At 43.2% G+C, this 23,196-nt stretch carries 19 protein-coding genes; 11 read left to right on the top strand and 8 right to left on the bottom strand.

What is annotated here, in order from left to right; genetic code table 11:
* Nucleotides 1–146: 146 nt before the first annotated feature.
* The 3 genes from mmuM (at nucleotide 147) to MHH65_RS01415 (ending at nucleotide 3,268) form a co-directional block, all read left to right on the top strand.
* Nucleotides 147–1,085, top strand: coding sequence for a homocysteine S-methyltransferase (gene mmuM, locus MHH65_RS01425; protein ID WP_061110491.1), 939 nt, complete (start codon nucleotides 147–149; stop codon nucleotides 1,083–1,085).
* Between the two features lie 46 nt (nucleotides 1,086–1,131).
* Complete coding sequence (gene mmuP / locus MHH65_RS01420; protein WP_024427433.1) at nucleotides 1,132–2,535, top strand: S-methylmethionine permease; 1,404 nt, start codon at nucleotides 1,132–1,134, stop codon at nucleotides 2,533–2,535.
* A gap of 112 nt (nucleotides 2,536–2,647) precedes the next feature.
* Complete coding sequence (locus MHH65_RS01415) at nucleotides 2,648–3,268, top strand: hypothetical protein (RefSeq protein ID WP_098677761.1); 621 nt, start codon at nucleotides 2,648–2,650, stop codon at nucleotides 3,266–3,268.
* Between the two features lie 308 nt (nucleotides 3,269–3,576).
* Here MHH65_RS01415 and MHH65_RS01410 read toward each other — a convergent pair whose 3' ends face one another.
* Together MHH65_RS01410 and MHH65_RS01405 are read right to left on the bottom strand one after the other, a co-directional pair.
* Entirely contained in the window at nucleotides 3,577–4,059 is a 483-nt protein-coding gene (locus MHH65_RS01410; protein WP_041106180.1) for an Ig-like domain-containing protein, read from the bottom strand.
* A 108-nt stretch (nucleotides 4,060–4,167) separates the two neighbouring features.
* Nucleotides 4,168–6,834 carry a S8 family peptidase gene (locus tag MHH65_RS01405; protein WP_098677759.1) on the bottom strand — a complete coding sequence of 889 codons (2,667 nt, stop codon included), beginning with the start codon at nucleotides 6,832–6,834 and terminating at the stop codon, nucleotides 4,168–4,170.
* Nucleotides 6,835–7,076: 242 nt separating this feature from the next.
* Between MHH65_RS01405 and MHH65_RS01400 the strand changes: the two genes are divergently transcribed.
* The 6 genes from MHH65_RS01400 to MHH65_RS01375 are packed head-to-tail and all read left to right on the top strand — an operon-like array spanning nucleotide 7,077 to nucleotide 14,564.
* Nucleotides 7,077–7,535 (top strand): PTS sugar transporter subunit IIA, encoded by a 459-nt coding sequence (locus MHH65_RS01400; RefSeq protein WP_046313691.1) that lies wholly within the window; start codon nucleotides 7,077–7,079, stop codon nucleotides 7,533–7,535.
* Nucleotides 7,532–7,861, top strand: coding sequence for a fructose PTS transporter subunit IIB (locus MHH65_RS01395; protein ID WP_024424400.1), 330 nt, complete (start codon nucleotides 7,532–7,534; stop codon nucleotides 7,859–7,861). Before MHH65_RS01400 ends, MHH65_RS01395 begins: the two co-directional genes overlap by 4 nt.
* A gap of 35 nt (nucleotides 7,862–7,896) precedes the next feature.
* Complete coding sequence (locus tag MHH65_RS01390; RefSeq protein ID WP_024424401.1) at nucleotides 7,897–9,015, top strand: PTS fructose transporter subunit IIC; 1,119 nt, start codon at nucleotides 7,897–7,899, stop codon at nucleotides 9,013–9,015.
* 28 nt (nucleotides 9,016–9,043) lie between these two features.
* Nucleotides 9,044–11,707, top strand: a complete 2,664-nt coding sequence (mngB, locus tag MHH65_RS01385) for a mannosylglycerate hydrolase (RefSeq protein WP_326355788.1) — start codon at nucleotides 9,044–9,046, stop codon at nucleotides 11,705–11,707.
* Between the two features lie 56 nt (nucleotides 11,708–11,763).
* On the top strand, nucleotides 11,764–12,648 hold the full coding sequence (locus MHH65_RS01380) for an ROK family protein (protein ID WP_073203611.1): 885 nt from the start codon (nucleotides 11,764–11,766) through the stop codon (nucleotides 12,646–12,648).
* Nucleotides 12,645–14,564 carry a PTS sugar transporter subunit IIA gene (locus MHH65_RS01375; RefSeq protein WP_056764932.1) on the top strand — a complete coding sequence of 640 codons (1,920 nt, stop codon included), beginning with the start codon at nucleotides 12,645–12,647 and terminating at the stop codon, nucleotides 14,562–14,564. The genes MHH65_RS01380 and MHH65_RS01375 overlap by 4 nt, the downstream gene beginning before the upstream one ends.
* A 57-nt stretch (nucleotides 14,565–14,621) precedes the next feature.
* On the opposite strand, the gene arr is transcribed toward MHH65_RS01375, so the two are convergent.
* The gene (gene arr, locus MHH65_RS01370) at nucleotides 14,622–15,038 is read right to left on the bottom strand and encodes an NAD(+)--rifampin ADP-ribosyltransferase (protein ID WP_024424404.1); all 417 of its coding nucleotides are present in this window, start codon (nucleotides 15,036–15,038) and stop codon (nucleotides 14,622–14,624) included.
* Between the two features lie 602 nt (nucleotides 15,039–15,640).
* Between arr and MHH65_RS01365 the strand changes: the two genes are divergently transcribed.
* Entirely contained in the window at nucleotides 15,641–15,922 is a 282-nt protein-coding gene (locus tag MHH65_RS01365) for a hypothetical protein (protein WP_098677755.1), read from the top strand.
* Between the two features lie 220 nt (nucleotides 15,923–16,142).
* Here MHH65_RS01365 and MHH65_RS01360 read toward each other — a convergent pair whose 3' ends face one another.
* The 4 genes from MHH65_RS01360 to MHH65_RS01345 form a co-directional block, all read right to left on the bottom strand.
* A complete protein-coding gene (locus tag MHH65_RS01360; protein ID WP_098677754.1) occupies nucleotides 16,143–16,328 on the bottom strand; it encodes a hypothetical protein in 186 nt (61 codons plus the stop codon).
* Between the two features lie 153 nt (nucleotides 16,329–16,481).
* Complete coding sequence (locus tag MHH65_RS01355; RefSeq protein WP_098677753.1) at nucleotides 16,482–17,903, bottom strand: glycoside hydrolase family 1 protein; 1,422 nt, start codon at nucleotides 17,901–17,903, stop codon at nucleotides 16,482–16,484.
* A gap of 19 nt (nucleotides 17,904–17,922) precedes the next feature.
* Entirely contained in the window at nucleotides 17,923–19,779 is a 1,857-nt protein-coding gene (locus MHH65_RS01350) for a beta-glucoside-specific PTS transporter subunit IIABC (RefSeq protein WP_098677752.1), read from the bottom strand.
* A 235-nt stretch (nucleotides 19,780–20,014) separates the two neighbouring features.
* Nucleotides 20,015–20,851, bottom strand: a complete 837-nt coding sequence (locus MHH65_RS01345; RefSeq protein WP_024424409.1) for a PRD domain-containing protein — start codon at nucleotides 20,849–20,851, stop codon at nucleotides 20,015–20,017.
* A gap of 185 nt (nucleotides 20,852–21,036) precedes the next feature.
* Here MHH65_RS01345 and MHH65_RS01340 point away from each other — a divergent pair, with 185 nt between their 5' ends.
* Nucleotides 21,037–21,237, top strand: a complete 201-nt coding sequence (locus MHH65_RS01340; RefSeq protein WP_034283125.1) for a hypothetical protein — start codon at nucleotides 21,037–21,039, stop codon at nucleotides 21,235–21,237.
* A gap of 35 nt (nucleotides 21,238–21,272) precedes the next feature.
* Here the strand turns inward: MHH65_RS01340 and MHH65_RS01335 are convergent, their stop codons facing one another.
* Nucleotides 21,273–22,892: an APC family permease gene (locus tag MHH65_RS01335; protein WP_098677751.1), complete on the bottom strand. Its 1,620-nt coding sequence runs from the start codon at nucleotides 22,890–22,892 to the stop codon at nucleotides 21,273–21,275.
* Nucleotides 22,893–23,196: the final 304 nt, after the last annotated feature.

The raw sequence follows: 23,196 nt of genomic DNA, 5'->3' as shown, positions 1-23,196 counted from the left end.
TTATGCATCAAAACCCGCATGTTTTCAGGGTTTTTCCGCCCTATGATGCTTTTTCCTCTCCTTGACAAAAACACTTTAGTCATTTAAACTACTGCCTCATATCATATCCATCATTTCCGATCTAAAAAGGAGGCTGTTTGATTCCGATGAATCCTATTCAAAGCCGTTTACAGGCTCACGCACCTTTGATTTTAGACGGTGCATTAGCAACAGAGCTTGAACGAAAGGGCTGTAACTTAAACGATCGTTTATGGTCAGCCAAAATACTTATTGAACAGCCACAATTGATTCAGCAAGTACACTTGGACTACTTCCAAGCAGGTGCTGACTGCGCAACAACCGCCAGCTACCAAACAACGATTGAAGGCTTTGCTGAAAAAGGCTATACAAAAGAAGAAGCGATTGAACTCATGAAACGCTCTGTCACTCTTGCGAAAGAGGCACGCGACCTTTTTTGGCAGGATGAAGCGCGTCGTGAAGGACGGACAAAACCATTTGTCGCTGGATCTGTGGGGCCATTCGGCGCTTATTTATCTGATGGTTCAGAATATAAAGGAAATTATGGACTCTCAGAGCAGGCTCTTATTGATTTTCACAGACCAAGAATTCAGGCATTAGTAGAAGCGGGTGCAGATATTCTTGCATGCGAAACGATTCCTTGTCTGATTGAAGCAACTGCCATTGCAAAGCTGCTGCAGGATGAATTCAGCGGTGTATCTGCTTGGATCACATTCAGCGCAAAGGATGGCCTGCACATTAGTGAAGGTGATTCCATTCGAGAATGTGTACAGGCGCTTGAGCCTTATGAACAAATCGCTGCCGTCGGCGTGAACTGTACGCCGCCGCAATTTATTACTTCTCTTATTCAAGAAATGAAAAAGGGAACGAGCAAACCGATTGTGGTATATCCAAACTCAGGTGAAATATATGATCCTGAAGAAAAAGTATGGAACGGAGATACGTCTCATCTTACTTTTGGGGAATGTGCGCATCAATGGTACAAAGACGGCGCGCATATCATCGGCGGCTGCTGCCGGACGACCCCAGAAGATATCAATGACATCTTAAAACGAACCACATCGTAGCATCATGAATCATCACACATACTTCTAAGCAAAAGGGCGGGAAGACATGGAACAAGCAAAAGATCAGTCACAACAATATCAACGAAAAATGACGAGCCGGCACCTGTTCATGCTTTCTCTAGGCGGCGTCATTGGAACAGGGCTCTTTTTAAGCTCTGGGTATACCATCAATCAGGCCGGACCTGCGGGGACCATTCTTGCCTATCTTGTCGGGGCTTTAATTGTCTACCTCGTGATGCTTTGTTTAGGTGAGCTGTCTGTCGCAATGCCGGTCACAGGGGCTTTTCATACGTATGCAACAAAATACATTGGACCTGGTACAGGCTATACGGTTGCTTGGCTATACTGGCTGACATGGACAGTGGCACTCGGTTCGGAATTTACAGCCGCAGGACTATTAATGCAGCGCTGGTTTCCAGACACTTCAGTTTGGATGTGGAGTGGTGTTTTTGCTCTTCTCATCTTTTTACTGAATGCATTTACAGTCAAGTTTTTTGCAGAATCAGAGTTTTGGTTTTCCAGTATTAAAGTGATGGCTATTATTCTCTTTATTATTCTTGGCGGAGCTGCCATGTTTGGTTTGATCCCATTAAAGGGCGGTGAGGCCGCTCCGTTCTTTTCTAATTTCACTGGCGAAGGCGGACTTTTCCCAAACGGCTTTTTACCAATTTTAATGACGATGCTTGCGGTCAACTTTGCTTTTTCAGGTACGGAGTTGATTGGGATTGCTGCGGGTGAAAGCGTCAATCCTGACGAGACCATTCCAAGAGCCATTCGCACAACCGTCCTGCGTCTCGTCCTGTTTTTCGTTGGAACGATTGTTGTGTTGGCTGGCTTGATTCCAGTAGAAGAAGCCGGGGTGATCAAAAGCCCATTTGTCGTGGTATTTGATCGTATCGGGATTCCTTATGCCGCAGATTTCATGAATTTTGTCATCCTGACCGCGATCTTATCTGCCGCAAACTCAGGATTATACGCATCATCTCGTATGCTTTGGTCGCTTTCTGAGGAACGGACACTTCCTAAAAAACTGGCGAAGCTGACGTCAAAAGGCATTCCTTTGAATGCACTCATTTTAAGTATGATCGGTGGTATTCTTTCTTTGCTATCGAGCGTGATCGCACCAGAAACGGTATACCTTGTCCTAGTGTCAATCTCTGGACTGGCCGTTGTGGTTGTATGGATGGGGATTGCTGCCTCACAGTTTATGTTCCGGAAAAGATTTTTACAGGAAGGCGGACAGCTTCATGATTTATCCTTTCGAACACCGCTCTATCCAGTAGTTCCGATTGCAGCCTTCCTCCTATGTCTTGCATCTGTCATCGGCATTGCCTTTGATCCAAATCAGCGGATTGCCCTCATCTGCGGCATTCCTTTCATTGCGCTCTGCTATGCTGCCTATTACGTGACAGCTTGGATTCAGAAAAAACGCGAAAAACCTGGTGTATAAACATCAGGGGTTTTTCATCTGACAAAAAAGGATATCGCTAGTAAAAGAAGCACACTTTGGTATATGATAGGAATCTATGATTTCAGGATGAACCAAGGGAGTTGTCGTGAATATGGAAATGACCATTACAAGAGCATTAAGTGAACTGAAAATGTTAGATAAAAGAATCAACCGAACCGTTGATGAAGCCGTACTCGGTGGATTGATGATCGGGAAACATATACAGCACGGATTTCAGAATCAAGAAGAGATTGAAAAAAAGGCAAAGGCTGATGATCAATCGATTCGAGCTTTAATCAAACGCCGGAATGCCATCAAATCAGCCATCGTTGTATCAAATGCAACCACAATGATTGATGTGGCGGGTGTCCGTATGACGGTGGCAGAGGCGATTGAACGAAAGACGTCGATAGACTACGATATTCGTTATTTACGGAAAATGAAACAGGTGTACAAAGAGCTGGTCGACAAAGCTGAACAAACGAATGAAGATGTGAAAATGAGACTTGATCAGCATTTAGAGACCTTGTTTGGGAAAGATGGAAAGACACAAGCAGCCACCAACCAAGAGATCGTGAAGTCTTTTCTAGCTGAAAATGAGGCGGTGATCATCGATCCGCTTCGCCTTCGAGTGAAAATTGAACAGCTTTCGAAAGAAATTGAAGATTTTCAAATGGAAGTTGATTTTTCCTTGTCGGAAAGCAATACACTAACGAAAATACAGATCGATTAATTGATTTTGTTAGTGAGCCGAAAATCGATAGGACTAAACACCTCCGAGGGAAAGGTCATTCCCTCCTCATCTGATGATCATCTTAGGATGATCCTTGATAAAAGCTCAAAGCTGAACGTTCAAGGATCAAAGTTCAAGTGTGAAAGTTCTTATCTATCAAAGCTCAAGATTAAAAGTTAAACGCTCGATCGAATCTGGGAATAACGGCTGATGAGTGTTTGTTTATCGACTCTTTCGGTTGCCGCCCAGCAGGTTTGCTAACAAAAAGAAAAGGATGTCACCTGATGACATCCTTTTTTTCTATGAGATTAGTAACGTGATGTATATGCCAAATGGTACACACTTGTGACATTTGAAGATAGTTTGATGTCGTTTGACGTGAACGTCACTGGAACGATATCGTAGTAATGTGTTGACCAGCCTGCATTATTGTATGATTGGTAGCCTGCACCTGCAGGAACTTGAAACGTCAGTGAAAACTGTCCATTCTCGTCTGTTGTGCCTGTCGCTGTTTGAGCATATGATTTGATGGCTGCTTCAAAATAAAGCTTGATCGGCTGATTAGGCATGAGGTTTCCGCTTGCATCTTTAAGTGTCCCTTTAAACGTAGCTGGATAATAAGAACCCACGCGATATTTACTGCCATAGCCGTAATTCACTATTCCACTATCGGCTGCTGTGACACTTGTTACTTCTACTGATGCTGGTACTGCCCCTGTTTCTTCAGCATGTGCAAAGCTTGGGAATACGAGAAGCAATGATAGAAAGAAAGCAAACATGATTTTTTTCATCGATAAATCCTCCTTTTTTTTCCTACTATATTACTATCGACATTAATTGGTATATTTCCAGTTAAAAACAAAAAAACCTCCCTTTTCTTAGAAAGGGAAGTTCTTCTTTTATTTTTTCACAACCACTTTTACCGCTTTGCTTTCTCTTTTTCTCACATCTGATGCGGTCACATATAAAACCGTTTTGGCTTTCTGTGGTTTGATTTGGGCAGAAAATGCACCCTTGCTATTGGTTTTGACTGTTTTGATGACTTTCTTCGATTTGTTTTTCACTTTAATGGTCAAGCCTGCACCCGCAGTCCCTTTGACGGCTTTACTTTTGACTGTTACTTTGCTGACTTTCGGCTTAGCTGGTGCTTTGCCTTTTTTCACGACGGTTTTGAGCGTCGTAGCGGCCTTTCCTTTTGACATTTTAATGTGAAGGACCTTGTTTTTGTTCTGATGCTTAATCTTCACACTAAAGGTGCCTTTTTTGCCTGCTGTGCCTTTTCCAAGCAGCGTTTTGCCTCTATACACAGAAATAGCAGCGCCGGCTTTTGCTTTACCTGTCACCTTTTGATGCTGATCTTCCACTTTGTTCACTGATGCATTCAATTCGACAGCACTTAATGCAGCAAATGCATTCAGTCTGCCATGTCCTGTCATCCAATCAATTCCTGGGATTTTCGGATCGACAATTGGCTCCTCGTTTTCATCATAGAAAACGTCGTCTTTTCCATCAATAGATTTAAATGAGATGTCATCTGCTGTACTTTGCAAAAGATTTCTCACTTGATTTGGCTTTAAGGATGGATTTTTAGAAAGCAGTAACCCTGCTGCTGCTGCCACATATGGTGTCGCCATTGATGTCCCGCTCAGGTATGAGACATTCCCATCAGGCATGAGGCTCGGAATATCCGACCCTGGTGCTGACATGCTCAGTCCTTTGCCATAGCTTGAAAACTCAGCGGCAATATCCATACGGTTGCTTGCGCCAACCGCCATTGCGTATTTTGACGTGGCAGGGTAGCCCATTTCTGGTACGCCATCATTTCCACTTGCCACGACCACTAGTACATTTCTTTGTGCAGCATAATTCATTGCATATTCAATCACTCTGCTGTAGTAGCCGCCAAGGCTCATGTTGATCACCTTTGCGCCTTTGTCCACTGCATGCTTGATTCCAAGTGCAATATGCTCTGTATCGCCAAAGCCATAGGCATCCAGCACCTTCACCGGAATGATGCCCGTATGTTGATTGAGACCTGCCATTGAGTAATGATTATCGGATTTTGCGGCAATGATGCCTGCCACATGCGTACCGTGTCCATTGTCATCAATCGCATCTTTGTTTCGTCCAATGAGATTCGCACCTAAGTCTGTACGAACAGTCCCGTTTAAATCTGTCAAACGGCTGTCTACACCTGTATCCACAACAGCAATTAATGTTTGCTTCATTTTGCTTGTGCCAATCAGTGTATTCATTTGTTCAAATTTGACGTCAGCGCCTTTTTTCCCGCTGTTTTGCGCACTGTTTTTCAGCGGCCACTGATAACCATACTGCGCGTCGCTGCTTAGCGCACGATAGGTTTGAACAGGCTCTGCAAATTCAACATTCGGCATGCTGGAAAGCTTTCTTGCCGTGCTCTTGATCGCCGCTTTGCCTGCTTTTAGTGTCTTTCCAGCGGATTCTTGCCCTGCTGGCACATCATAGACATACATTCCTTTGAATAAAGGACTGACTGACTGTGATGTCACACGGTTTTCTTGGATGCCGTAGCTTTTCATTTTCTTTTTCGCAGATTGAAGTGTTTGGTCATCCTTTAATTTAAAAATGATCTTATTCGTTTTAACCTTCTCTTCTTTTACAAGTTTTTGTTTCTCTAATACATAACCAACTGACTTTCCTTCAAGCTGATCGATGCCCATTTTTTGACTGACGGCTATTAATTCCTTTTTTAAATATGCCGGACTTGCTTCTTTGAGCATATCAAAAAGGGAGCCGATCGCCTGCTGTTCTTTTTCTGTTACGATATGACCGCTAAATGCACCATTTTTCTCTATGTCACTTAGCAGTGTTTTTAATGTGAGCAGATGGTTGTAAACCTTTTGCTGCTCTTTTTGATGTTTGATGAGCTTTGATTTGAGAAACGGCTTTGTCTTTTGGAGCAGACGTGAAAGCTTTTGACCTTCTGCTGTTTCATTGAATCGTTTATCTTCGATTGTACGAATCGATTGAAGAATTTCACGCCCGTACTTTTTCTCAATAATAATGATTTCAGGCTCATCTTCTTCAGGAAAAACAGGTTCAGAAGGCGGAAGATTAGCTCCTTTATATCCGATTGTATATGCCGCATCCTCTTCCTCATCACGGCTGTCTTCCTCTGACCCTAAATAGAGCACTTTGACATAATAGGGACCTGACCATGCATGCGGGAAGTTGATCTCTGTCTCTCCGCTTGCTGTGTCCACGCGATATCTTGAATATGTGTCATCCTTCATCGCTCTGTCCTTGCTTGGATAGACCGATACAGACAGCACTTGTTTACTTTTCACAGAAATTTGCATGTGTGTATGTTTTGCCACCTCTTGTGCAGATGGCGTGATTTGATACCAAGACTCTTCCTTTTCATTCTGTAATGTACCTGAGATGACTTCACCATTTTTTAACCCAATGGCTTCATTGACACTTGTTCCATGACTGGCAGCTGCTGCCTCGTATCCAGGTAATGCTGCCATACATAGAATGATGACCATGAGTACGATCACACAGGATTTGACCTGCTTTTTGAACATGAAAAGACCCCCTTATCTTTTATGATACCTTGGAAGAATATCACAGAAAGACATTTAGTAGAATCTGTTTTTTATATAATTAAACTCGTTTTAAGCTAGGATTTGAGATATTCAGTCAGCAAGACGGATAGCTTCATAAACTTTTTGCCATTTCAAACGGAAAATGATGCTATTTAACCATGCGGAAAAGTACATTACAATCAACTTGTAAGCGCTTAACAAACAAGAGAGAAGGGATCAGCTTGTTCCAAAAAGATCATGTTTTCACACAAGTAAACGGACGATCAAAGAATGAGATTTTACAATACATTTCCGAGAAAGCTGAAGACCTTCAGATTACAAACAATCAGGCGGGGCTATTAGCAGATTTGTTGACACGCGAAGACGAAGTCTCAACAGGACTTCAGCAAGGCTTCGCCATTCCACATACAAAAAGCTCCGCTGTACAAACGGCTTCACTTCTTTTTTTAGAACTTGAACAACCCATTGAATGGGGAAGCTTCGACGATTTGCCCACAAGCTATTTATTTACACTGCTCGTTCCACTAGAAGAAGCTAATGTCACACATCTGAAATTACTGTCAGGTATTGCGACCAGTCTAATGGAACCTGCTTTTATCGAGAAGATTCAACCAGGTCAAACAGCTGATTACTATTACGACGTCATTGAACAACAATTGAAAGAGGGGATTACACAATGAAAATTGTCGGTGTCACTTCATGTCCAGCAGGGTTAGCTCATACTCCAATGGCAGCCAAAGCGTTAGAAAATGCAGGTAAACAGCTCGGACACGAGATCAAAATCGAACAGCAGGGGATTATGGGACAGGTGAACGGCATTACAGCAGAAGAAGCGCAGCAGGCAGACCTCTGCATCATTGCCTCAAATCAGCATATCAACGATGCGGAACGCTTCTCAGGCATTCCCACTGTACGTGTCGAGATCGGACGTGCCTTAAAAAATGCCGAACAAATTATCACCAAAGCTGTAGCACTTGTTGAAAAGAAAAAGTCTGAATCTCAATAAACATGAGCAATGCCATATAGAAAGGAGCAAAGAAAATGAAAGCAAAATTAAAAGTCATTGAAGGCCATCTCATGACCGGTATTTCTTATATTCTTCCTGTAATCATCGGCGCCTCACTTATCGTTGGTTTAGCAAAACTGGTCGGATTAGGGTTTGGTGTTTCAGATTTAAACACCTATAAGGATGCTGGCGGCATACTGCACGGTGCCTATTTAATGGAGCAGGTAGGCTGGACAGGCATTGGCTTAATGAACGTCCTGCTCGCTGGATTTATCGCCTATTCGATTGCGGATAAATCAGGTCTTGCGGCTGGTTTTATCGGCGGGGCCCTTGCCAGCTCAACAAATGCCGGATTTATAGGTGCCGTCATCGCAGGCTTCTTCGCAGGATATGTTGCTCTTTTTGTGAAAAGAAAAATTCAAATTCAAGGCTCTGCAGCTGGGCTCGTCCCTCTGCTCATCCTTCCGCTTATTACCGTTGGCTTAACCGGACTTCTTATGTCAGTTCTGCTGGGCGGCCCATTAGGCGCTTTGAACACGGCATTAATTGAATGGATCAAAGGCATGGTCGCTGATGGAACAAGCACACTCGCGCTCGCTCTCATTTTAGGTGCGATGATTGGCTTCGATCTTGGCGGACCGGTGAATAAATCAGCGTGGATGGCTGGTAACGCCCTCTTCCTATCAGGTGTCTACCTCCCTGCCATTCTCGTCAATATTGCGATTGTCATTCCACCGCTTGGATACGGGCTTGCGACATTGATTCGAAAACGCAACTTCTCCCCAACCTTTAGAGAAGCCGGACGAGGCGGCCTTGTCATGGGCATTATCGGTATTACGGAAGGGGCGATCCCTTTTACCCTCGTCAATCCTTTGAAATTGATTCCGCTCAATGTTGTCGCATGTGCTGTTGGAAGCGGGGTCGCTGCATTATTAGGAGTTCATGACATCATGCCGCCAATTGGCGGGCTATACGGCTTCTTCTCAGTCGGAAACTGGTGGGCTTATTTAATCGGAGCCCTTACTGGCGCACTCGTCATCGGTATTGGCGCCAACCTGCTTGTGAATTTCTCTGAGAAAAAAGAGCCAAAAACGCCGGAACATGATCAGAAGCAGAAAGAAGAAGACGATTTTGACCTTGTGCTAGAAGGATAATTTGAACGAAGAAAGGTGTCGTTGATCAATGACTGTCAATGTACATGTGATTCCACATACTCACTGGGACCGGGAATGGTATTTCACCACCTCCCGCTCCCGTATTTACTTAATGAAAAGCGTAATGGACATCTTAGATACCCTTGAAACAGATGAAAGGTTCCATTACTTCATGCTCGATGCCCAGGCTTCCTTATTAGATGATTATCTGAAATGGCGGCCAGAGGATGAGAATCGAATCAAAAAGCTTGTCACAGCGAAACGTCTCATCATCGGCCCATGGTATACCCAAACCGACCAGCTCGTCATTTCAGGTGAATCGATTGTGCGGAACCTACAATATGGGATTGAACGCTGTCAACAGTTCGGCCACGTGATGAAAGTCGGCTATGTCCCTGACTCCTTCGGTCAATCCGCACAAATGCCTCAAATTTATCGCGGATTCGGTATTGTCGATACAGCATTTTGGCGCGGCGTTTCTGACCATATGACGAACCATACTGAATTCAATTGGCGCGGTGCTGACGGCAGTGAAGTCTTTGCTGTGAATCTGCCATTTGGCTACTACTACGGTGGTAATATCCCTGAGAAGGATGAGGACTTACAAGCCTTTTTATCTGAAAAAATCGGTGCGTTGCAAGCAAAGGCCACCACAAAGAATGTCTATTTCCCGAATGGTTTTGACCAAGCACCGATTCGCAAAAACCTGCCTGATTTATTAGAAAAAGCCAATGAACTTGACGAGCATCACTATGAAATCAGCAGTTTAGAAGATTATATTGCAGCCGTGAAAAAAGAGCGGACATCTTTTGAGACATTACACGGAGAGCTCATTCATGCGAAGCATATGCGGATTCATAAATCTATTTTTTCAACACGAGCGGATTTAAAAATCTTAAACAATCAAATTGAAAACTATCTCGTGAATGTGATGGAGCCCATCCTAACGATCAGCTATTCTCTCGGACACGACTATCCGCATGATACGGTTCGCGATATTTGGTACCTCATGTTTGAAAATGCAGCGCATGACAGCATTGGCGGCTGTAATAGCGACACGACGAATCAAGACGTCTTCTTCCGCTACAAACAGGCAAAGGAAATCGCTGAGAATCTTGTGGACTTACACATGCGTCTCATCGCTATTCGACTGCAAACAGAGCAAGAAATCACATTTACGTTGTTCAATACCCTGCCTTCAAAGCGTTCTGAAGTCATTGAAGTCGAAACCTTTATCACGGAACGTCCATTTACGTTAAAGGATGCTAATGGAAGAACGCTTCAGTACACAGTGAAAAGCAAAACCGATGTCACAGATTATGTGCTGGCACAGCAAATTTCTCTTAACCCAAGTAAAGAAGTGTACATGCCAAAGCAAGTATGGAAAGCTGTGCTGCTGATTGAAGCCCTCGACTTACCGTCAGTTGGTTATACACAGGTCAGCATGGTCTTCGATGAATCAAGCGAATCGGCATGGGAACAAACTGAAGGACGCGTGATTGAAAATATGTATTACCGCATTGCGGCAAATGACAACGGATCACTGGACATCACAGATAAACAAACTGGCCGGACATTCTCTGAGCAAATGATCTTTGAAGACAACGGAGATGATGGGGATTCCTACAACTATTCACCCCCTCGTGAGGACTTGTATGTGTCATCAAAGGATCTTTCATCAGCAGACATCTCAGTGGCTAAAAGCGGCCTGCAGCAAGAGCTGAACATCAAGCTTCAGCTCACTGTCCCTTACGACCTAGAGGAGCGCTCTAAGCAATTGGCTGCGACTTCACTTCCGATCACAGTGAAGATAGCATTAAACAAAGACGATGCTGTCATCCGTTTTCATGTAGATGTGGACAACCATGCGTTAGATCATCGCCTGCGCGTTCTTTTTGATACAGGCATCGCATCAAACGTATCACTGAGCGATCAACAGTTTGGTACAATCGAACGCCCAACAGAGCTGACGCAAGAGCTAGAATGGTGGAACAATGAACATTGGGAAGAAAAACCGATCACCATTGAACCGATGCAATCCTTTGTCGCACTTCGTGATGAAGCATATGGTGCCGCTCTGTTGACCGACTGCGTGAGAGAATATCAGATCACAGGAGAAGGCTATACAACGATTGCATATACGCTCTTCCGCTGTTTCGGAAAAATGGGGAAAGAAAACCTTCTTTACCGTCCAGGACGCGCATCTGGGGAAAAAATTGTTGATACACCAGACGCTCAGCTGCAAGGTGCACTGTCATTCTCATTTGGAATGCATTATAGCAAGGACGCGGTCAGCGAGGGACACTTGGCACAGCTTGCCAAACGGTACACCACCCCTGTTCAATGCTACGAGCGGGCAGACTTTTTAAACGGTCGTTTAATTTTCTCTTTCCGAGATGAAAAAGAAGACTTACAATCTACTTATAGCCTGCTTGACATCGAGACAGATGGAGCCATTCTAAGCGCTCTGAAAAAAGAAGAGCATGGAACAGGCATTGTCATTCGTCTCTTCAATCCATATTTAACGCGTCAAACAGCCGCTTCAATCAATAGTTCATCTCTACAACACGGAGAAACAGCGAATTTAGGAGAAACACCTGAAGGACATATACTCAAAGCACAACATGGATCATTACACATTGAACCGCTTACACCTTGTCAGGTACAAACCTACATTGTAAAGAAAAAATGAACATGTAGGGGCGGGATCCATTGGATTCCGCCCCTCTTTAATGGAGGGCATTGATCATGCGAATTGGAGGCATTGAAGCAGGCGGAACGAAATTTGTCTGCGGCTACGGAACAACAGACGGAACGATTGAACACATGACTTCCTTTGCAACAGGGAATCCAGATGAAACATGCCGGCAAGTGATCGATTACTTTACAAAGCATCGTGTCGATGCTATTGGAATTGGGGCATTCGGGCCTGTCGATGTGAAAGAGCAAAGCCTAAGCTATGGGACGATTTTAGACACACCAAAAACAGCCTGGCGCCAATTCCCTTTCCTCTCTACCTTAAAACAAGCCCTCGGGATCCCGATGAAGCTTGATACCGATGTGAACTGTGCAGCACTCGGAGAAGCCCGTTTTTCAACTGAAGCAGAAAAGCCTGCCTCCTTGGTCTATATTACTGTTGGGACTGGAATAGGCGGCGGTGCCTATATTGAACATCGCCTGATTCACGGATTGCTGCATCCAGAAATGGGTCATATCACCGTTCAGCGGCATCCTCATGACACTTACGGAGGCTGCTGCCCTATACATCATGACTGTTTAGAGGGACTGGCATCTGGTCCTGCCATAGAAGGACGCTATCATACACTGGCACAAATGCTGCCAGAGGATCATCCAGCCTGGTCACTTCATGCTTACTATCTCGGGCAAATGACTGCTAACCTGCTGCTCACCCTTTCACCTGAACGCATCATTCTAGGCGGAGGTGTGATGAAACAGCCGGCTATGCTGCCGCTTATTCTTGATGAAACAGACAAACGGCTTCACGGCTATTTGCAGCTGCCAAAGCCTTTACATGAAATTATCACAAAACCATCCTTTGATGGATTATCTGGTTTAATGGGCGCCATCGCTCTTGGAACTGATGCCTTACAGGCGCAAGGAGCCGCGCAATGATGATGACGGCAGATCCTCGAACCTATCAGCTGATTCAGCGGCTATTTGAAACGAAGGGGTTCGTGAAGCTGGAGGAGCTCACTGCCTCTTTTCGCTTATCTGACCGCTCTATCCGCAATTTAATCAAGGAAGCAAATGAGTATTTAAAGGAAACTGGGGCCATGATTAAAACGATTCGCGGGAAAGGATATACTCTTTTAACGAGTGACCAAGATGCTTTCTTACTTTGGCTTCATCAGCAAAAGCTTCCTGCCCGCTCTCTTGTCCCCGTCATGCCAGAAGAGCGTGTACGATTTATGATGAGAAAGCTGCTGCTTCAATCAGATTACTTAAAAATTGACCAGCTGGCTGAAGAACTGTTTATCAGCCGCATGACGGTCAGCAGCGATTTAAAAAAAGGACGAGAGCTGTTAGCCCGTTACGGCATGACCCTTGTATCAAAGCCTGGATTTGGCTTAAAGATTGAAGGAGATGAGCTGCAAAAAAGAACGTGCTATGCAGACTTACTTCTTGAGGAAGAGCCTGCACTCTCTCATATCACCGAGCGGGAGCAGCTCCATTTTCCTGATATTTCTCTTGAAACCATTCGATCTATTGTGTTGACGAACCTGCATCAAGAGTCATTGCTCATTAAAGATATTGCCTTAAAAAATTTAGTCATTCACTTAGCCATTGCGATTCAGCAAACACGAAAAAACCAGCGGATATCCGCCAGTACCGCCCGCACACAAAGATCACCCGTTTTGATGAGAATTGCACAAAAAATCATACAGCAGGTGAGTGACACTTTTTGTGTGACCTTATCAGAGGATGAAACAGATTACTTAGTCATGCATCTATTGGCGAATCAAACGTGGAAAGAAGCCGCCCAGCATCAGACGACAGTGGAAGTTCAGCAGGCGGTTACAGTCTTTTTACAGCACATTGAAAAAATAAGCGGTCATCGTTTTGCTGATGACAGCATCCTACAGCAAGACTTGATGCTTCATATGAAGCCGTTATTAAATCGCATCCAATATGGCGTATCATTACAAAATCCGCTTTTGCATGAGATCAAAACGTCCTATCCTTACCCGTTTGATTTGGCTGTCAGCGGGCTGAATGCATTACAGCTGGTACGGACGCCAAATGAAGATGAAGCGGCATATGTTGCCCTGCATATCGCTGCTTCATTTGAAAGAAGTCAGCTCGACACCTCGCAAAAAAAGAAAGCGATTATCGTGTGCGGGTCTGGACTAGGGACGGCCAGACTGCTTGAAATTAAATTGAAGGCAGCCTTTCAGCACGAGCTTGACATTGTTGAGCTCTATTCCTATCAGGATTATCTCATGAGCTCCTCTTTGCCGTGTGACGTCATCATCACAACCGTGCCTCTCACATCAAAGGGGAAACCAGTCATTCAGGTCAGCGCCTTTTTTGAACATCATGATATACAGCGTGTAAATGAAGTCATTCATTTATTAAATGGACACGGGGCACCCTCAAAAGAGCTGATGGCGTTTTTTCAAGAGCGATTGACTTTCATGAATGCTGATCTAAGCAGCAAGGATGAGGTATTAGATATATTATGCAGCCATTTAGAGGCGCATCAGCTAGTATCGTCTTCTTTTCGGCCCTCGGTGCTTGAGCGGGAGCAAATGTCGTCTACCTATCTTGGCAGCGGCATTGCAATGCCGCACCCGCTCATCACAAATGAAGGCACCTCCTCTGTAGCCATCGCACACTTAAAACAGCCGATTGACTGGCAGGGAGACCAAGTATCACTTGTCTTTTTATTAGCGATTCATAAGGATGACGCTGCCTGTATGAACCAATTCTTTGAACAGGCCGTCGATTTACTAGACAATCCAGACCGCATTCGCGCCCTCAAGCAAGCCAACACATTTGATGAGCTGATGGATGCGTTGTTTCAATAAGATCAAACAAAAGGCCGCCCAGTTCATGAGGCGGCCTTTTTATTTAGATATATATCATTAATCGTAGATGACATTTTTTCCTTCTTCACTTAATTTTTTCAAGGAGCTCAGCATATGATTGATTTCTTCATCGGAATGTCTTTCCCAAGAACCTAATTCTGCGACTATTTTCAACGGAGATTTCGATCGATAAGAACGTGTTGGGTTGCCGGGAAATCTTTTATCAGTCACATTTGGATCATTTTCAAACTCGCCTAACGGTTCTACAATATAAATTCTTTCTTTCGCATCAGACCTAGCTAATTCAGCACCCCATTTGGCCGCGTTTAGTGTTCCGGTGAAATAAATATGGTTCGATTTTTTATCCTGATAATTGGATAAATGCAGCGGTTCAAGCAGATCTCCAATCTTCAATTCCGCTTTTGTCCCATGAAAAAATGGCCCGGGATCTAACACCTTTTGCTTGTCATTCATACAGCCACACCCCTCATCGTTTTTGACTTGCGTATAACAGTATACGGCTAGATATGGGCGAGAAACAGTCTATAAATTTCATTAAATTCGGGGTATAATGATAGTAGAGAGTAAGATGTGAACAGACATACATGATTGAAACTCCACTCTTCGGTCATCTTTTAACAACCTTATTGTTTTTTTCTTAATTCCTTTGCAAGATACTTGTTGGTTTCTATAGAAGATGCAAGAAATAAATAAAGTGATTAACTATAAAGGCTCTAAGACAAAAATTGTCATAGAGCCTCTTCTTTAGCTAGATACATTGCTATTCTTTTTTTGCTTTATAAAGTAGATTATTGCTGTAATCATAACTACGGGTATCACCACAATCACTCCAACTGTAACAATTGTATTCCAAGGCATATTACGATCTCCGTTCAATTTCGGTTAATGCTAGCTAGTTCAGGTTCCTATTCTGAGCTGATTGAAAAATTTCATCCAGGCTCTTTTACCACCAATAAAATCTATATTTGTATTTATTTTCATTTTATAGGAGGATTTTTGAATTTATATACGAATTTATTACATTGTTAGTAAAAATTAATTAGGAGTGATTAATTATGTCTATTAAAAAAGTGCTAATTACCTCTTCGTTGGCTGTGGCGTTACTTGGAAGTTCTATTCCTGCTTTCGCTACTAGTCCAGTTACTACAAGTTCTAATCAAAATGTACAAATAACCAATGATGCCTCTACTAAGGCGAGTTTCACAAGATATATTTATGGCCAAGATTTTGATGCATTCCCAACTTCATTTACTGAAGGCAACTTGCTATGGATTCTTCAGCAAAGAGTAGACATGGGAGACGGATGGTGGCGTGCTGAATATAAAGCCACATTTTAAACTTTTGTCATTAAAGGACTCACTAATCTTACAAGATTAGTGAGTTTTTTTATTTTTTTAAGCTCTATAATTATTCATCTTAAAAAAGTCTTGTTTATGAAAGTTGTCTAGTGCCTCTCTAAGTTTCTTCTTTACATTTCTCGGTTTTCTTCTACCTTCCTAAGAATAAAAAACTAAAGGTACTGTGCAATTTCAGTCTACAAACAATTCATTGACGAAATCATAGGAACGGAAATTTATCATTCACACCAACAATGACGAAAACAAGAATACCTTCCACAGCTGACAGTATCACAATCAATCCATGGTTCATTGGATATTCCTTCGCAATTAATTTCTGTCCTATATAATTCAAACCATAAAAAATCAAAAACAATGTGAAGAACATAAAAAAAATCGTCATCATATAAACAGCCCCTTTCTGATAATGGATTTTTATCCAATTTTTACAATATATCATCAGACTATCATGTTAGAACAACTCGAACAATATGATCTTTCCAATAAAATGAACGAAAAAAAGCCAGCCACCCGCATAAGGTGATTGGCTTTTTTATCGTTATTTCCCGATGTTGTCTCCATTTTGCTGAATCAAGGTTTCATACCAATAAGAGCTCTTTTTGCGAATTCTTTTAAGGTCTTTTAGGTCAAATTCGTCACGATTGACGTAGATGAACCCGTAGCGCTTGGAGCATCCTTGGTGTGTACTGATTAAGTCGATGGCTGACCACGGGCAGTATCCGAATACCTCGACGCCGTCTGTGATCGCCCATTTGATTTGCTCGATATGTTTTTCTAGATAATCAATTCGATAATCATCCTGAATTGATCCATCTTCTTCTAACTTGTCGAATGCACCCAATCCGTTTTCCGTGATAATAAGTGGCAGCTGATAGCGGTCATAAATCTCCCGCATCGTTGAACGGAAGCCGACAGGGTCAATCTCCCAGCCAAACGCATTTTTACTTAAGAATGGATTGTTGCCGCCTTTGTAGACGCCATCTTCACCTGATTTCAAATGCTGATCTCCGCCGCGTGCAAATTCGTCGTTGCCATCTCCTTTACTCGCTTCAACCGTTTGTGAGGTGTAGTAGTTAAAGGCAATGAAGTCTGGCTTCGCGCTTTTCAAAATATCCATATCTCCCTCTTCGATGACAGGAAGAATGCCTTTTTCTTTCATGTACGCCCAAGCCAGGTTGTTATAACGCCCGAACACCGCCATATCAAGATAAAGCCAGTTGCGGATCGCATTGTAATTCGCCGCAGCAAGCACATCTTCAGGCTTTGGAGAAGCCGGATAAATGAGCGCAATGTTTGGCGCTGGTCCAATTTTCGCTTCAGGCAGCATTTGATGACAAAGCGTCATGGCTTTTGCCTGTGCAACAAGCATATGATGATTCTGCTGATACAGTTCTTTTTTCGGATTTTCTAAATTTGGATCAAGTGTACCTAGCGCTGATCCATGTAAGATCATCATGTTTTGTTCATTAATGGTCAGCCAATAGTTTACCTTCTGACCATACTCCTTGAATAGCACCTCTGCATAGCGTTCAAACGCATCCACTGTCCCGCGGTTAGACCACCCGCCCTTTACTTGAAGCGCATGAGGCAGATCAAAATGATACATTGTCACGATTGGTTCAATGCCATAGCGGCGCAATTCATCGATGAGTGAATGATAGAATTCAATCCCCTTTTGATTGATCTCCCCATCTCCATCTGGAATGATCCGTGTCCACGCAATGGAAAAGCGATAAGCCTTCAAGCCCATTTCCGCAAACATCTTCACATCCTCTTTATAACGGTGATAGTGATCGCTTGCCACTTTAAAATCCGTTGTCCCTTCAGGATAACTTGCTCTCATGTCAATGACAGAAGGCCCCTTGCCATCCTCGTTCCACGCACCCTCTACCTGATAGGCGGAAGTAGATCCGCCCCAGAAAAAGTCTTTTGGAAATGATGCTAGTGTTGAATATCTCATGATTTCTTCCTCCTTTTGATTAAACTAGATGTAAAAATGATTGGCCTGGTGTGATTTGTTTCTCTTCTGTTTCAATGATATCGCTAAACTCACCTGAATTGGTAATAATAACGGGTGTTGTGACTGACAGGCCTGAAGCTTGGATGGCTTCTATGTCAAACTCAGCAAGCAGTTCGCCTTCTGTGATAGTTTGCCCCTGAACAACCTTCGGGGTAAAATGCTTTCCGCCTAATTGTACGGTATCCAATCCGATGTGAATGAGTACCTCTGCTCCGCTTTCTGAGGTTAGACCATACGCATGTCCAGTTGGGAACACCGTTGTCACAACTCCTGATACTGGTGCAAACAGCTTTCCTTCTGATGGAATGATGGCTGCGCCCTTTCCTAGTGCACCAGATGAGAATGCTTTATCCTGCACTTCCTCCAGCTTGATGACCTCGCCCTTTAAAGGACTTTTCACATGAGCGGCTTTGACCCCATGTTCATTTTCAATTACCGGTGCAGAAGCGGCCGGCGTTTCATCTTCATCTACTGGATCTTTAAATCCAATCAAATAAGTTAAGATGATCGAAAGGACAAACGAGACCGAAATTCCGATGATAAACCCTGTAAATCCTTGACCGTAGAAAATCGGCAGTGTCAGTAAACTTGGAAGTCCTGACGCAATTGCAATACTTTGTGAATAACCGATAATCGCACCGCCGACCCCAGCAGAGATAACGGCTGCAATAAATGGTTTTTTCAAACGAAGTGTGACCCCGTATACAGCTGGCTCTGTGATCCCAAACACAGCAGAAACTGCTGTCGATCCAGCCAATGATTTCAGTTTTTTATTCTTTGTTTTCAGCATAACACCGATGGAAGCACCGGCTTGTGAAAATACAGCTGGCGCAGTGGCCGGCTTGATATGATCTTTCCCATGGACTGCGATATTATTTAAAATCACTGGCACAAGTCCCCAGTGGATACCGAAGATGACAAGAATCTGCCAAGCCATCGCAATTAAAGCACCTGCAAGTGTAGGACTAAAGGAGAAGACTTTCAGCAAAACAGCTGCAATGCCATTCCCTGCATACACACCAAATGGTCCAAATACGATGAGTGTCAGCGGAACAACCGTGACAAGCAAAATCAGTGGAGTAATAAAGTTTTTGACACTTTCATGAATGACTTTGTTAAAGAAACGTTCGATATATCCCATGACAAACACTGCCAAAATGATTGGGATGACCGTAGATGTATAAGACATTAAGACGACTGGAATCCCGAAGAATGACACATCTCCGCCGCCTTTTGACAATTCTTGAATGGTTGGGTAAATCAGTGCACCTGCTATCGTCACAGCGACAAACGGATTCGCTTTAAACTTCCTAGCAGAAGTGAATGCGAGCAATAATGGCAGGAAGTAGAACAAGCTGTCAGATGCAGCAAATAAAATTTGATACGACGTATCTTCAGGAGATAACCATTTTGCGTTGATACAGATGCCTAAGAGACCTTTTAAAATACCTGCACCCGCCATGACACCGAGAAGTGGTGTGAAAATCCCCGATACAATGTCGACGAATTTCCCGAAAAGGCTTGTGCTCTCTTCACCTGATTTTGCAGATGAAGCAGCGGAATCCTCTAATAGATTCGTAAACTCTCCAATTTCTCGATATACCTCTGGTACGGTATTGCCAATGACCACTTGAAATTGGCCGCCGCTTTCCATAACGGTAACGACACCATTTAATTTTTCAATGGCCGCTTTATCTGCTTTTGATCTGTCATTTAAGGTGAAGCGAAGCCTTGTGGCGCAATGCACCAATGAATGAACGTTTTTCTCTGTACCAATGTGTTTAATAATGTCTTCTGCTAATTGACGATAACTCATGCAAAAACCCCCTTTTTTTCAAAAAAATACGTTTTTGGGCAAAATAAAAACCTAAACGGGCACCAAAAATAGTCGCAGCTTGCTGTTGCGCTTTTTCAGTGAACGTTTAGGTTTTGCCTGCCGAACAGTCACAATCCTCTAAGACGATCATTGTGAAACCGTATTCTTTTATGTTTATGAGCAAATAGTACCACTCACCTTTTCTCATGTCAACGCTTTCTTTTAAAATCTATCTTTATTTTTCTCGTTTGATCAGTCGATTCAAATGAATTGATAGATACAGCATCTCCTCTGATGTGAGATCCCGGTGATAGGTTTGATAGACATATTCTGCGATTTTCTTTGCGCAATCGTAAGCTTTCGGATATTTCACTTTGATCAGCTGATATAAGTCCTGATCTTCGCTGACAAGGAGTGTTTCATTGATCAGACGCTGGACGAAAAAGCGCAAATGCGTGAGAAAACGGTAAAAGTTAAGCGAGTCCTCATCAAATTCCATGTTGAGATGATATTTCACAATGGTGAGAATGGCATTAACTTCCTTTGTGATATTGACCGTCGTATTCATATCCTCATTGAGCTCTGCGTTAATGATATGCATGGCAATAAAACCTGCTTCATCCTCAGGCAGTTCAATATGAAGACGCTCTTCAATCATCTCAAGACAGTCCTTTGCCACAAGAAATTCATCTTTGTATAAGCGTTTAATCTCCCAAATAAGCGAATTCTCAATCAGATGATTTTTCTTCAGCCGTTCGATGGCGTAATGAATATGGTCTGCCAGCGATACATGCAGACTTTCGTTTAATCTTCGGTTCAGCTTTGTATGTGCATATTGGATCATTTCCTCGGTCACCTTGACCACATCATACGGAACCTCTTGAAGCAGCATTTTCATCCGCTCGTGAACGGAATGATCCTCCAGGCGGAAGACTTTATCAATCAACGATTCGTCCACCGGGTCCCCGGGACGTCGCTGGAAAGCGATGCCTCTCCCCATGACAACGATTTCTTTTCCATGTTCATCTATGACACTAATGACATTATTGTTTAGAACCTTTTGAATCTGCATTTCCAAACACCTCCGTCTATGACCAACAACTTTACTCAAAATATGCTCTCATCTTAACACAATTGTCAAATCACTTGGTGCTTTTATCTGACTTTTGCAATAGATTTCACCATGATTCTACCCTTTCATAGATGGTCTGTTCCTTCAATTGCCTGCATACAATACTCCTGAGGAGGTGACCTTCTGTGAAATCTTTTTTCTGGTCTGCATCATTTTTATTCTTGCTCATGTTTACCCTCATCATTCTAGGCATCGTATTCTGGCTGAGTGGACAAGGCTTAGGCCAGCTTTGGAGATATGTGCTCATTTCACTTGTCACAGCGGCCGTTTTGCGCGGCGTCACCACTTGGCTGAAACGGCATGTGATGCACCTTTCCTCCAAATAAAAACGGCTGCCCCGAGTGTTCAGGCAGCCGTTTCTTTATTCTTTGGTTGCTGCAGCTTCTTTCTGAGAAGCACGCAGCTCATCATTGATTTTTTTCGCATCCTCTAAAAACTCTGTTTCATATCCACTTTTGAGTGCCCACATATAAAATAGCAGAGCTACCACCGTAATCAGTGCCATGTCCCAGCCATAATGAATGATGTTATAACCGCCGAATTTATCACTGCCAAGACAGGAAATCGTCATCATCACAAGCAGGTACACAACCATCCAAGCACCCGCCTTAAAGTTGCGGCCGAAGCCTTTCCACTTCGCTTTTGCTTGATAGTAAAAATAGATAGGAAGACCAATGAGAATAATGAACAGCACCTGACCTGTTAACGGCCATCTTGCCCAATACAGTGTCAATGAGGCAAAGACAAAACCGAGAGGAGCAATGATGCTGAGTCCTTTTATTCGAAGCGGTCGATATAAATCTGTCCCTGTCTTTCTCAGCGTCATGACGGTCACTGGTCCAGTCAGATACGAAATGAGTGTAGCGACCGAGATAATTTCAGCAAGTACACCCCAGCCTCTAAATAAAAACAGAAAGATAAACGATACGGCTAAGTTAAAAAACATTGCTGGACGAGGCACGCCGTAAATAGGGTGCAGACGGCCAAGCACCCTTGGCATGTATTTGTTTTTTTCCATTCCATAAATCATACGAGACGTCGTTGCGGTATACGTAATTCCTGTACCAGAAGGCGACACAAACGCATCCGCATATAAAATCAGAACAAGCCAGTTAATCCCAAGCGCAATGGCAAGGTCCGCAAATGGCGAGTTGAAATTCAAATGACCCCATCCGTTCACGATCATAGATGGATCAACAGCACCGATAAAGGCGACTTGTAAAAGGACATAAATCACAGTCGCAATGAAAATCGATCCGACAATGGCAATTGGAATCGACCGGCCTGGATTTTTTGCCTCACCGGCCATGTTAATCGGGCTTTGGAAGCCATTGAAGGCAAACACAATCCCAGATGTCGCAACAGCTGTCAGCACACTCGCCCAGCCGTTAGGGGCAATACTTGTTCCAGAAGTAAAATTCTCACTATGAAAACCTACGAATAAGAGCGCACCAATTGTTAATCCTGGAATGACAATTTTAAACACGGTAATGAATGTATTTGCTTTTGAAAATAACCCAACTGTCCAATAATTAAGCAGAAAGTAAATCACAAGCAGCACACTGGCAACCATAAGACCTTCTGTCGTCAATACCCCTTTTGTAACCAAATGAGATGTCCACTTTGCCCACTCCCAAGGCCATGAGCTCATGTACTGGACGGAAGCAACCGCCTCAACAGGTATCACGGAGACAATCGCGATCCAGTTCGCCCAAGCTGCAATAAACCCAATAAAAGATCCGTGTGAATATTGCGTATATTTCACCATTCCGCCTGCCTCTGGAAACATCGATCCGAGTTCACTATAAGACAAAGCGATAAATAAAATCACAACCATCCCAATCAACCAGGATAAAATAGCAGCAGGGCCGGCGATTTGAGCCGCACGCCAAGCACCGAAGAGCCATCCTGAACCAATGATTGAGCCAAGACCTACCATCATTAAAGCGAAAGTTCCCATCCTACGATGCAAATGATTCATGTTCATAACACCTTTCGATTAAAATACAGAGCATGTGTCAAGCAAGCGTCTTTCTTTCAAAGCAGCTCACTTTTCATTTTACTGGCAAATATTTCTTCTAATAAACATTTACCCTTGTTCATTTTTTCGCCTGTTATATTATCTCTCAATTCTTCATTTTCTGAAATAGTCGAACATGCTTATTTCAAAAGAAAGCGCTTTTTCACCTGTTCAATCTATTAGACTGAATAACTACCTTTACCCTTATTTTGAAAAAAACAAAACAAAAAAGATAGAGGAAATGACTTCCTCTCCCTTCTAACCC

Source organism: Bacillus sp. FSL L8-0654, from assembly GCF_038629965.1.
GTDB classification, from domain to species: Bacteria; Bacillota; Bacilli; order Bacillales; family Bacillaceae; genus Bacillus; species Bacillus safensis.
The sequence above is the reverse complement of the archived record's forward strand: the minus strand, read 5'-3'. Positions and strand labels throughout refer to the sequence as shown.